The 12,115-nt window shown below is 52.1% G+C and carries 11 protein-coding genes; 7 read left to right on the plus strand and 4 right to left on the minus strand.

Features of this window, described 5'->3' with window-relative positions; genetic code table 11:
• Window positions 1-135: 135 nt before the first annotated feature.
• Window positions 136-465, minus strand: a complete 330-nt coding sequence (locus SH668x_RS18050) for a hypothetical protein (protein ID WP_437186458.1) — start codon at window positions 463-465, stop codon at window positions 136-138.
• 308 nt (window positions 466-773) lie between these two features.
• Here SH668x_RS18050 and SH668x_RS18055 point away from each other — a divergent pair, with 308 nt between their 5' ends.
• The gene (locus SH668x_RS18055; RefSeq protein ID WP_437186459.1) at window positions 774-1,139 is read left to right on the plus strand and encodes a 4a-hydroxytetrahydrobiopterin dehydratase; all 366 of its coding nucleotides are present in this window, start codon (window positions 774-776) and stop codon (window positions 1,137-1,139) included.
• 36 nt (window positions 1,140-1,175) lie between these two features.
• On the opposite strand, the gene SH668x_RS18060 is transcribed toward SH668x_RS18055, so the two are convergent.
• Window positions 1,176-1,751, minus strand: coding sequence for a GNAT family N-acetyltransferase (locus SH668x_RS18060; protein ID WP_437186460.1), 576 nt, complete (start codon window positions 1,749-1,751; stop codon window positions 1,176-1,178).
• Between the two features lie 298 nt (window positions 1,752-2,049).
• On the opposite strand from SH668x_RS18060, the gene lpxK reads away from it, so the two are divergent.
• The 4 genes from lpxK (at window position 2,050) to SH668x_RS18080 (ending at window position 6,210) form a co-directional block, all read left to right on the plus strand.
• Window positions 2,050-3,138 carry a tetraacyldisaccharide 4'-kinase gene (gene lpxK / locus SH668x_RS18065; RefSeq protein ID WP_437186461.1) on the plus strand — a complete coding sequence of 363 codons (1,089 nt, stop codon included), beginning with the start codon at window positions 2,050-2,052 and terminating at the stop codon, window positions 3,136-3,138.
• A gap of 116 nt (window positions 3,139-3,254) precedes the next feature.
• Window positions 3,255-3,797 carry a dTDP-4-dehydrorhamnose 3,5-epimerase gene (gene rfbC, locus SH668x_RS18070; RefSeq protein WP_437186462.1) on the plus strand — a complete coding sequence of 181 codons (543 nt, stop codon included), beginning with the start codon at window positions 3,255-3,257 and terminating at the stop codon, window positions 3,795-3,797.
• Window positions 3,794-4,864 (plus strand): 4-hydroxythreonine-4-phosphate dehydrogenase PdxA, encoded by a 1,071-nt coding sequence (pdxA, locus tag SH668x_RS18075; protein WP_437186463.1) that lies wholly within the window; start codon window positions 3,794-3,796, stop codon window positions 4,862-4,864. Before rfbC ends, pdxA begins: the two co-directional genes overlap by 4 nt.
• Before the next feature lie 134 nt (window positions 4,865-4,998).
• Window positions 4,999-6,210, plus strand: coding sequence for a protein-L-isoaspartate(D-aspartate) O-methyltransferase (locus SH668x_RS18080; RefSeq protein WP_437186464.1), 1,212 nt, complete (start codon window positions 4,999-5,001; stop codon window positions 6,208-6,210).
• Window positions 6,211-6,325: 115 nt separating this feature from the next.
• On the opposite strand, the gene SH668x_RS18085 is transcribed toward SH668x_RS18080, so the two are convergent.
• Together SH668x_RS18085 and SH668x_RS18090 are read right to left on the minus strand one after the other, a co-directional pair.
• Entirely contained in the window at window positions 6,326-7,609 is a 1,284-nt protein-coding gene (locus tag SH668x_RS18085) for a glycosyltransferase family 4 protein (protein ID WP_437186465.1), read from the minus strand.
• Between the two features lie 116 nt (window positions 7,610-7,725).
• A complete protein-coding gene (locus SH668x_RS18090; RefSeq protein ID WP_437186466.1) occupies window positions 7,726-8,910 on the minus strand; it encodes a hypothetical protein in 1,185 nt (394 codons plus the stop codon).
• Window positions 8,911-9,169: 259 nt separating this feature from the next.
• Between SH668x_RS18090 and SH668x_RS18095 the strand changes: the two genes are divergently transcribed.
• Window positions 9,170-10,966: an RDD family protein gene (locus SH668x_RS18095; RefSeq protein WP_437186467.1), complete on the plus strand. Its 1,797-nt coding sequence runs from the start codon at window positions 9,170-9,172 to the stop codon at window positions 10,964-10,966.
• A gap of 175 nt (window positions 10,967-11,141) precedes the next feature.
• Window positions 11,142-12,071, plus strand: a complete 930-nt coding sequence (locus SH668x_RS18100) for an AAA family ATPase (RefSeq protein ID WP_437186468.1) — start codon at window positions 11,142-11,144, stop codon at window positions 12,069-12,071.
• The last annotated feature ends 44 nt before the right edge of the window (window positions 12,072-12,115 follow it).

Here is a 12,115-nt window from a genome sequence, read left to right on the forward strand (position 1 = left end):
AACACCGGGCTTTCATTCTGTTCTAAAACGTCTCAAACGGCGGCGGGCGTTCCGGCTCCGATAAACACAGGGTCTGAACAACCTTTCACCTGCATCCTCCGCCACACTCCCTTGAGTCACGGACTAAGACAACTGTCACGAAGATTTCACTTCTTGTGAAGCCTCTGACTTTGTTGGGAAGTAACTGCGGTAGAGCAGAAACTCCCACCATGCAGGCGGCCGCAAATTAAAATCATCTGGACGCATCACTCTGGTCTTGCCGCGGCGAGTGCGTAGAAGAAGCTGGCCGTCATCAAGGATTCGATCGACAACCCAGAATTTATCAACCTGATATTTGTAGTCGTCGCCATTGGGTGACGGTGCGACAGATTTTGCCCTACGACCTGGGTTCTGGCTGTGTTTGGTCATCCGGTAAATAACAGGGTCGCCTGCTTTGAATTCAGTTTTTGATTTTAGACCGATCATCGACCCCTCCCTTCAAATTGGGTGTCATTCCGAATGAAACTGGAAGTTTCCAGTCAACTTTAGTCAGGGACTTTTGCAAATTTTTCAGAGCTCTACAAGATCAAGTTTCATGAAATGCAAGCGTCATCAAATGTTATGCCTACGCCGCACATTTAGCGACCGCCTATTCCATCAATTAGAGCAATTGAGTGTGAAAATCTCGGGAAAAAGCCGCTAAAAGTCATTTGATGGTCACATTTCAGTTGGCTTAAGCAGCTGCTGAGTCATCATGGACGGTTCGGGCGATCATTATTTTACGAGGTGGGAAGATGTCATTACCCAAAGAAGGTGCTCTGTCGTCGAAGCGATGTGTCCCATGTGAGGGCGGAGTTCCGCGACTTGAGATCGCTGAGGCGAAATCGCTGCTTGATCAGATTCCCGGTTGGGATCTGGTGGAGTCAGGTACGCGAATTCAGCGACAATGGATGGTGCGTAACTTTGTCGCCGGAATGGATTTTCTCAATCGGGTCGCTGAAATCGCAGAACGTGAACAGCATCATCCAGATGTCGCATTGAGCGAGTATCGAAAGGTTGTCATCGAGATTTACACCCATGCCATCGGTGGTCTCTCTGAAAACGACTTTATCCTCGCTGCGAAGATCAACGAGATTCCGATTGCTTTGAAAAGCAGTTGAATTGCGATGCTTTGAGTTGATCAGTTCCGGTTGCAATTAGCTTTCAAGCAGCGGTGGGACCTCGCGATACGTGGTCGCGATGAGCCGAAATCCGATGGAACGATACAGGTCGACGGCAATCTGATTTTCTGCGGTGACATCAAGTGTCACGCGTCGAATTCCGTCTCTTCGAAATCCAGTCAGAGATTTCAGAACGAGCGACCTTCCCAGGCCGAGTCCTCGAAACGGCTTGGCGACCCCGACATTCAGAATGGCTCCCCAAGAGTGCGTATAAGTGAGCCCTTGAATCGTTCCGCATGGGACTCTCCCAGTCAGTTCTCCTTCGGGAGACTCGATCATCCAGGTGGCTTCTGGGAGAAACCCGGAGTGCGAGACAATCTTTCTAATGAGATGTTCGCATCCTTCTCTTGAAGAGAGATTCGGAAAAAGAACTCCATCCATTTCACCACGAAAGCTCTGGAATTTGATCTCCGCATGGCGATCGCACAATTCCGGGCTCCATTTCATCCAAGCGAACCCTTCGGGAAGAATCGCTCGGGGAATCGCAGTGCATCCAAAATCCATCTCCATTCGATACCGCTTGAACATGCGAGAATGGAGGGGAGTTGTCATGATTGACCAATGATCGAAGTTGAGAGAAGGTCACACTTCTGTTTTACCGGCTTCCAACAGACAATCAAGATTGGCATCGGAAGTTCATCCGGCATGCTGTGCATGCGTTGAGTCATGGGACGCCGCTGCGATTCAGCCAATCCGAGTCCTTTTTCAAGCGGATGCTGGAAGACATTTAAGAGATCAATCGAAGAAGTTCTCTTCCTGCTCGGGGACTTGGCGTGCCATAATGCAATACCGAAATATCAGTCGTTTTCAAGGGGAGTGATCCCCCTTTCATTGGGAGTTGAGGGGCGCTTTGGACAGGTATCTGTCGATCATCTCTGGAAAAGATCGAACATGGAAAGGGGACATTGGGAGAATTGTATTCCGTGGGCTCTCTGCTGCTTATTGGGGAGCGGTCCAGCTTCGAAACTGGGGGTTCGACTGCGGAGTGATTTCGCAACAGGCGGTGAACTCTCCCGTGTTGTCTGTCGGGAACCTGACGACAGGGGGAACGGGAAAGACTCCGGTCGTCGGTTGGCTGACGAATTTTCTCAAAGAGCAAGGGTTTCAACCCGGGATTGTCAGTCGAGGCTACCGTACACTGGATGGGGTGGAGAACGATGAAAAGCGACTTCTCGACCAACTCTGTCCTGATGTGGTCCACATCCAGAACCCGAAGCGAGTTCTCGGAGCCAAAGAGGCTCTGGCCAGTCATCATTGCGATGTGATCGTGCTGGATGATGGTTTTCAACATCGTTCGATTCATCGCGATCTCGATATCGTGCTCGTCGATGCCCTGCAGCCTTGGGGGTACAATGCGTTGTTGCCGAGAGGATTGCTTCGCGAACCGCTGCGACAGCTTCGTCGAGCAGACGTCGTGTTCATTACCCGCTGCGAGCTTGCCAATGACGACCAGATTCAAAAAATTGTGACACAGATTCGACAGCGAACATCCGTCCCAGTAATTAGAACAGCGTTTCAGCCGCTTGGGTTTGTCAATTCACTCGGAGATCGATTGACTCTGGAGGAGGCTACCAATCGTCCGGCTTTTTCGTTTTGCGGGATTGGAAATCCTGAAGGTTTCCGGCGTACGTTAACCTCACTGGCAATTGGGGCAGCTGAAGGACGCTTCCTCTCCTTTCCGGATCACCATCATTACACCCGGAAGGATCAAAAAACGATTGGATCGCGAGCGTATCTGCAAGGGGCGGAATGGTTGATGACCACGCGTAAAGATCTCGTCAAGTTGCAGGTGCCGAAGATTGAGGGACTCCCCCTCTGGGCTCTCGATATCGGTTTGGAATTTCTTGATGATCTACAACCTGTTCATGATCTATTGCGAGTTGTGCTCCCGGTTCCGCGAGTGTCGGAACCGCTCGCGAGTGAAGGCGTTTCAGGTTGATGTTTTGAAAGCTGAATTCGAATAACCGGCAGCGAATTGACAATTCTCTCGGTCTGAAGAAGGCTGCGAGATGAACGAAAATTATTGAACCGAATGCGGGAAAAGGACGTTTCGGAATGGACGTGCGGCAGACAGAGTTGCCAGGGGTCGTGGAGATTGTCCCTAAAGTCTTTGGAGATGACCGTGGATTCTTCCTCGAAGTGTTTCACTCAGGGAAATTTGCAGCCCATGGTCTTGAGGCTGGCTTTGTTCAAGACAATCTGTCCCGTTCACAGCAGGGAGTCTTACGAGGGTTGCACTACCAGATTCAGCACCCGCAAGGAAAACTTGTGAATTGCTTGTCAGGAGCAATTTTCGATGTCGCGGTCGATCTTCGACGAAGTTCGCCGACATTCGGAAAATGGGTGGGTGTTGTGCTGGATGACCAGAAGCGAAATGCGCTCTACATCCCTCCGGGTTTCGCTCACGGGTTTTACGTTCTTTCCAAGACCGCAGACGTCTTCTACAAATGCACAGACCTCTATTATCCTGAATTCGACAGATCATTGCTGTGGAGCGATCCACAGGTAGGGATTGAATGGTCGTTGACTGGAGATCCTCAGCTTTCAGCAAAAGATCTTCAGGGGAAACCACTTGCAGAAGCGGAGTGTTTCGAATGATGAATTCGGCCACGAGATTGCGTCCCCGAACTGCGCTCACGATGGGGGATGTTGCCGGGATTGGACCGGAAATCATCGCGAGAGTCGTCGCTGACCGTCAGTTGTACCAGACGTGCCAACCGGTTGTTGTCGGTGATGTCGATGTCCTCGAGCGAGCCTGTGAGTTGCTCAAAATCAAGGTGAACGTCCGCGAGATCGTTCACCTTGATGAGGCATGGGAAGATTCGGACGCTGGAAGCGACACGATAGCGATCCCCTGTTGGAATCCCGGAAAAACGATGACGGCCGACGTTCCTCCCGGGCGGGTTGATGGACGTGCGGGGAAAGCGGCGTATGAATGGTTGGTCGCAGCGACTCAAGCAGCGCTTCGCAAAGAAATCGACACAATTGTGACAGCTCCGCTGAGCAAAGCTGCCCTGCATGCGGGGGGTGTCTTCTACCCCGGACATACCGAGATTCTTGCAGAAGAGTGCGGCGTTTCTGACTTCGCCATGATGCTTTATTTGCCTCATGGCTCTGTTCTGAAAGGTCCCAATGGTCTCGGTGTCGTGCATGTCACGCTGCATACCTCGATCGCGAGCGTCCCAGGTCTCCTCACGACGGAAGGAATTGCGGAGAAAATTGGGTTGATGGACCAGTTCCTGAAGCGAATCGGCTGCGCAGCTCCGCGAATCGGAGTTTGTGCTCTTAATCCGCACGCAGGAGAGTCAGGCTTATTTGGAGATGAAGAGAGCCGGATCATTGCGCCAGCGGTCTCCAGTGCGAGGAAGAAGGGGATCGAAGTCGATGGACCTGCGCCGTCCGACACTCTCATTCAACGATCGGTCCTCGGAGCGTACGATGGCGTTGTTGCGATGTACCACGATCAGGGGCATATCGCTTTGAAGCTGATCGCGTTTCAGAAGGCGGTCAATGTCACGCTCGGACTTCCAATCATTCGAACCAGCCCCAGTCATGGAACCGGATTTGACATCTCCTGGCGTGGAATGGCTGACGATGGGGGAATGAAAGAGGCGATTCGTGTTGCCATCTCGTTGTTCCACCATCAGGGAGTTCCTGCTGCCTGATCGAAATAGACGTTCGTATCGACCCGAAATGTCGCGCAATTTGACTGACTGCAATGGACCGTTGTCAGCGAGCACGTCGGGAAATCATCAGGATGATGTTCAGCTCAGCCTCGAGGGCCGAAGGAAACGGAATTATGAGTCGGATTTACTCTCTTGTGGTCTTGGCGATCACATTAGCGGTCACGCCAGTCGCATTCGGGCAGCGTCCGGATCGATATCATTTACCGCGTCAGAAGATGGTTGTGGATTACATTGAAGCGGAAGGGGTAAAGAGTCCCAAGGTACTCGCCCAGATGCGGAAAGTTCCTCGCCACGAATTCGTCTCGGCCGATGTGCGACATCTCGCCTATCGCGACCACGCAGTCGACATTGGTCACAAACAGACGATGTCCGCCCCATTTACTGTGGGGTACATGACAGAAACAATTGACCCGCAACCGACGGATAAAGTGCTGGAGATCGGGACAGGCAGTGGATATCAGGCTGCTGTGCTCTCCGGACTGGTTCAGGAAGTCTATTCCATCGAAATTGTCGAGCCCCTAGGCAAACGAGCCGGAGTCGTGTTGAAGCGACTGGGTTACAAGAACGTCCATACCCGAATCGGAGATGGGTATCTTGGATGGCCCGAACAGGCTCCTTTTGACAAAATTATCGTGACCTGCTCACCTGAAGATGTTCCAGCTCCACTTGTGGAACAGCTGAAAGAGGGTGGCAAAATGCTTATTCCGGTCGGAGCGTTGTATCAGCAAGTTTTTCACTTGTTGGAAAAGAAGGATGGAAAGCTCGTCGAGACAAAACTGATTCCAACGCTCTTTGTTCCCATGACAGGAAAGATGGAAGAGCTCCGGAACCATATTCCCGATCCAGCACAACCGGAAATCGTGAATGGCGATTTCGAGCAGGCAGCCGATGACGAAGGGGTCGTCCCGGGGTGGCATTTCCCTCGTGGAATCTCATTGGTTCCTGATGCCTTCGAAGGGGAGACTGCAGTCCGTTTCGAGAACGATGATCCCGGGCGCGTCACACGTTTGTTGCAGGCATTCCCTGTCGATGGAGTCAAAGTCCCTTATCTGAAGTTATCCTGGGCCATGAAGTCCAAAGGGATTCACGAAGGAAATGGACCAGCTGAACTCCCCGGGATCTACGTTTATTGCGTCGATGCCAAAAGGCAGGTGATCGAGCGAATCACAATTGGGCCGTGGGAAGACGATGTCGAGAGCTGGAAATCAAATTCGCGGCTGATTCGGATTCCTCAGGGAGCCAAAGAAGCCGTGATGCAGGTTGGACTCAATGGTGCGACCGGCACACTTTGGATCGACGACATTCGACTGGAAGTTGCAAATTAGTCCATATTCTCAGGGGAGTGTGGCGGCGAACGCTGGCAAGAGCTCATCCAAAGGCTGTGTTCATTGCCGCTTGAACGCCATACTCTCGTGAGCTGCGCTCGAACTGACGCCGACGTCATGACCTGTTCAGATAGCCGTGGCAGAGTTCGATTGTCCGTTGTGCCATCGCGTCGACTCCAAAGGACGCCCGCACACCGTTCCATGCTTGTTCTGCCAGCGTGGATCGCAGCGATGGATCGCTGAAGCGCTCGAGTCCGTCCGCCAGAGCATCTGCATTACGCGGAGAAACGAGAAGCCCTCCTTGAGTCGCATTGATGATCTCAGGAAACGCTCCATGGCTTGGCTGAACGACAGGGACTCCATTTGCCATCCCCTCGAGAATGGGAAGTCCTTTGGGTTCGAGGAAATCAGTCGGGACACTGAGAACATCCAGGCTGGAGAGAAATCGAACTTTCTCTTCAGCTGACTCTGGACTGCCAGCGTTCTCGTAATCAATCCCGGATTGCTTGAGTCTCGCGTTCATGGCATCCGAGTATTCCTGGTACGGAGCACCTTGATATCCACCCACTTTCAATACCGCATTTGGAATCCGCTTCCGCAGGATCTCAAAGGCATCGATTAAGTTGTGGAGCCCCTTCTCAGGCGCAAACCGGGCAAAATATCCGACGACGAATCGATCTGAATTTCCTTGCTTTGGTTTCCCGGTGTGCTCAGCGAAATCGATTCCAAGCGGGAGCACCTGAAACTTCTCGATTGGAAGTGACAAGTACCGGGACATGTAGTCCCGATAAAAATTCGTATGAGTCAGGAATCCGTCGTAATCTTGTGAATTCTTTGAGACCAGGTCGATCGCCCGTTGTTTGTAGTCAGCGGGAAGTGTGTCCAGAAAGACATCATCCCCTTGAAGCATGCAGAGCACGGGGACCGAACATGCCTGTTTGATTTCACTGAGCGCCCCAGCCAGTAACGCATTGCTGAAAATGATCAGATCTGGACGGATGCTGGTTTTCAGGATTTGTGCGAGTTCTCTGATCGCTGCCCTGTGTGGACCGTGTGATCCTTGCAGCATTGAAATCGAGAGGTCTCCGAGTTCCGTAGCGTCATTGCTGACAGAACGTTTGGTTGCCAACCGGATCACTGTGGGAGAATCCAGCAACCGGGTAAGGCTTCTCGGGACGCGGTTCCACCACTTCAACTTGCTGTTGAGGTAAACATTGATTCCTCCCAAAAACACCCTGTTGAGAGAGGCATTTGTCTCATCGAGACGCAGCGGTGTGTAGGTCGGTATCAGCGAGACTTCCACACCATGCCGAATCAGTGCTCGGGCCAGAGTGTTGTCGTGCATGCACGAACCGCAGAACATTCCTGCGCCGCCTGCGGTAATGATCGCAATATGCATCTCTGAATGATCTGTTCAAGCTATCACCCGGAAATCGTCAGAATTTACGGCTTCAGCGTAACTCCGAGTCGAATCAACAGCAACAGTTCGGGATGTCGGCCTGCATCGCAAATGGATCACTTCGAATGCATGATCCGATTGAATTCATCAGGATCGAAGGCATCTGGGCGAATTTGTAGGCGGACCTGATTCAGAAATTGATCATCGCTTTCAGGGAGAACTCTCCGACTTTCCGCAGGCTGCCCTGTCACGGCATTGGATTTGGATGGCGTCAGTTCGTCAGCTTTCGGAATTTGAAGTCGCCTCGGTTCTGTCGGTTGTAATTCGGCAGAAGCTTGAGGCGATGTCTCATTTGCGACAAGTTGAAGTTCTTCTCCAGAACGTGTTCGCTGTTGTTGAGGAGATGGAGACAGATCTCTCGAGGGAGCAAGGCCATTTGCGCGTTGTTCAACTGCGACGAGCGCCAACCATTCCTGCAAAGTCTGTAGGTGACCGGCATTCTGAGGCCCGAAAAATAAATCCTTGTGTGGTCCGGTATCGTTCGCTGCCTCGACGATCAGTCGACTGTTTTCTGGACGTTCGTAATCAATGAACTTAGACAACATGTTCAGGTTTTGTTCCGATGCGGATCTGATTCCCGGGGAATTCAGTCGGGCCATGCGGAGTTTGAAGTCATTTTCGACCGCTGACCCGTGGCAATTTCCATTTCCGCATTTGTTCATAAGAAGCGGTTGCACACGTTGCATGTAGATGAGATTGACTTCTTTTGAGAGGGAAACACGTTCCTGTTCTGATGCGTTTTGAAAGGTTGCTGCTGAGATTGCTGGCTTTCGGGAGGGGATCGGCTGAGCAGTCACTCCAGGACGTAACACTGCATCGACCCGTCTCATCAAGACCTGAGCGTCTTTGCGGAGAGGTTCCAGTTTCAGAGCAGTCTGGACTTCGATATCTGCTTGAGCATAGAGATTGTTTGTGATGCACCACTCTGCAAGCTGGAGATGGCTGGTGGCAGACGGGAGTGGAATTGTCCCTCTTAACGCTTCGTATGCCCCCACCATCGAATCGGATGTGACTGTAATTCGATCGTACGGGAGGATTGTAGAGGTTTTGCCGTTTTGTATCCGATAGCCCCCCGGCACTTCCGAAACTACCCCTTGGAAGGCCCGTCCGTCGTTGAGTACGATAACTCCTTGACGGGAGGTCGTTTGCGCATTTGATGCGGGCGAAACGACAACACCGAGAAGAAGTAGAGTCAGCGCTGCTGCGATGGATCGAATTGACAGGATTTTTCGACGGGACATGTGCCGATCCTCTGCAAAGAGTGGCGATAGGAAGAAGGATTCTGCGAGTCGCGTGAAAGATGGTCAACCCGAATTTCGCTAGCATCTCAGTAGTGGCGAAATGGGTAACAAAGTTGCTAGATTGGTGTTGTGAGAGCGGCAGAATTCGCGACTTGCACTCTCCGAAAGAACTGCGATTCTCGAACGAATCGGGAATCCTCCCACTTCAAGTCCAATTCAGACCAGACTGGGGAGTCGACTGCCCGGTCGGAGCGAGTGCATGCCGAAGATCCGTTGCAGTGGGTGCGAAGCCGTCCTGAACGCGCCAGAGCAGGCCCGTGGGAAAGTGATTGCCTGCCCAAAGTGTGCGACAAAAATCAGGGTCCCTGACGAAGGGGGAAGCCATCCGCCAGCGAAACCTAAACCAAAGTCGGCAGCACCGAAGAAAGCCGTGGCCGATAGCCACATCGACTTCGGAAAACTTGATCTCGATCAATTGCGGCAAGAAGGGATGGAATCTGGGGTTTGCCCGTATTGCGCCGCCGAAATCGATGCAGAAGATCCGGTGTGCCGCAGTTGCGGAATGAACATCGAGAAAGGGCAGATGGATGCGAAAGAAGCACGCCGTCGCTCGCTCAAAGGGGCAGACCCAAACCTGTTCTACTCCCATGCCTGGAAAGAGTCCTGGGAATTCCTGAAAGAGAATATTCCGCTCGCAATTCGAACGGGGTGGATTTGGGCACTCTTCGCAACGATGAACGCGACTTGTACCTACATGTCGCTGGTCTACTGTAAAAACTGGCCGACCAAAGCGTTTTGGGGTGGCCTAGCGATCATCTCCGCCTTGGGGATTTTCGGATGGTTCCTCACGATGGTCATGGGAATCATCTCCGTCAGTATCGTTAAAGAGAAGTTCCGGGCGGATCGTTTTTACTTTGACTTTTTCAAAGCAGCGGCAGCAGGGGGGCGAGTCATTTTCTGGCCGCTGGTGGTGATTGGCCCCTTCCTACCGCTGTTCCTTCTCTTTTATCTCTACATGTTGACGTCTGACCCGGCATTGGCGAAAGATCCGAAATTTTGCGGTGGGATGATACTCGCTGCTGAAGCATTGCCGTTTCTGGTGTTGCCGATTGCGCTTGTTCACATGACCACCAGACATCCCTACAAAGCGTGGATCTTGTGGGAACTTCTCAAGTTATTCGGCAAGAACGCAGGGGCGACGCTGTACTTCCTGTTTGTCGGGTTCATTGCATTTCTGCCTGCACTCGCAGCAGCAGGGGGCGTCTTCTACATGATCGGAACCCTGAATCCATTTGTCAGTGAAGTCGTCGTCGGTGCTCCAATTGGGGATGCTCCAGCGACGGCCGACGCGGTTCAAGCATGGTCCCCCGGAATCACAGGAAAAATTGCCCTGTGGTTCATGGGGCTGGTCGAACTCGGTACCGATCAGAATACGTTGGCGTACTCCGCTATCAAGGGATTACTCAATGTCGCTGCAACAGCGATTCTCTTGGTACCAATTGCTTACATCGCAGCTTTTCCGGCGATCATGGTCGCACGAATGGCTGGCCTGTTCGGGTTCTATCGGACACACACGCTCGACATGGTGCAGAGAATTATGCCAAATGAGCCGGCAACCTTCTGGGTTCGCTATCTGGCACATACAGTCGACCTTCTGTTTGTCCCACTCACTGGATTTCTCGTCACCTCTAATCCCAAGACATTCATGATGCAGTGGGGGCTGACAGGAGTTCTGCTGCTGACGTATTTCACTTCACCCGCAACATTCCCGATTACACTGGCAGTGTTCGTCGTCTTCACGAGTTGGCATTACTGGGCCGTGCAGGAATCATCCCAGTTGAAGTCGACACTCGGGAAGGATACGTTCGGACTGATGGTCGTCACAGAAGACGAAAAAGCCATGACTCTGAAAACCGCCACCGCAAAGTGGTTTCTGAGAAATCTCTGGTATTTCTCGGGGGGCATCCCATTTTTAATGATGGTCGTCAATTCGAACAGCCAGACATTGCATGACCAGGTCACCAAAACGAAAGTCGTCTTCAAAGGAGACAAGTAGTCACCAGCGATGGCGATACGTCGATCAGTTTGCAGGTATCGACGTTTTTGGGGCTGCGTGACAGTCCACCCCCTCACTGATTTGGATTCTCTCGAGGCTCAATGGTCATCCCCTTGTGGGACGGCAAGTAAACAAGAATGCGAGATGATTAGTGGACAGTTCTGTGACCGGGGCAATGCATCCATCAATTCGGAAACTGGAAGAAAATATTGGAAAGGTGCTGCTCGGAAAAAGCGAAGTGATTCGCCTCGCGCTTGTTGCCCTCTTCGCTGAGGGGCACTTGCTCATTGAAGACGCCCCCGGGCTGGGAAAGACTTCGCTCGCAAAAGCGATCGCGCACAGCCTCAACTGTCAGTTCACCCGTCTGCAATGCACCCCCGACTTGCTCCCCAGCGACATCCTCGGGGCAAGTATTTTCTATCCCAATCGCGGGGAATTCGAATTTCGGAAGGGCCCGATTTTCACCCACGTTTTCCTCGCGGATGAAATCAACCGGACGACTCCACGAACACAAAGTGCGCTTCTGGAAGCGATGATGGAATTGCAGGTTTCTGCGGACGGGACGACTTACCCGTTAGCGAGGCCGTTTATCGTTTTGGCAACGCAGAATCCTTTTGAGTTTGAAGGAACCTATCCACTGCCGGAAAATCAGATGGATCGGTTCATGATCTGTGCTGAAGTGGGATATCCAAGCCGTGATGCAGAAAAAGCAGTGTTTGATTCGCACCGTTCTGGTGAGCCAGTCGACACGTTGCAGCCAGTCATGACGACCGATGAACTGATCGATTTGCAAAAGCAGGTCAGAACAGTTCAGCTAGAGGATTCCATCGTCAATTACATCCTCGATCTTGTCACTGCAACGCGATCTCATAAAGAGCTCACCTTGGGGGTCAGCACACGAGGAGCGCTCACCCTTTATCGAGCAGTCCAAAGTCTTGCCCTCATTGAAGGGCGAAACTATGTCATTCCAGATGACGTGAAAAAACTGGCTGGGCCAGTACTGGCTCATCGAGTGATTTGCGGTGGGATCATTCGTGAGTCACAACGAACTCGCGCACGCATCGTCATCAAGGCCCTTCTGGACACGATTGAAGTCCCACGTTAACCCCTTGACTCTAAAGATCGTGCTGCTGAGGAAGCGAACGAGAT

Origin of the sequence: Planctomicrobium mucosum (assembly GCF_051466335.1) — a bacterium.
Lineage (GTDB): Bacteria > Planctomycetota > Planctomycetia > Planctomycetales > Planctomycetaceae > Planctomicrobium.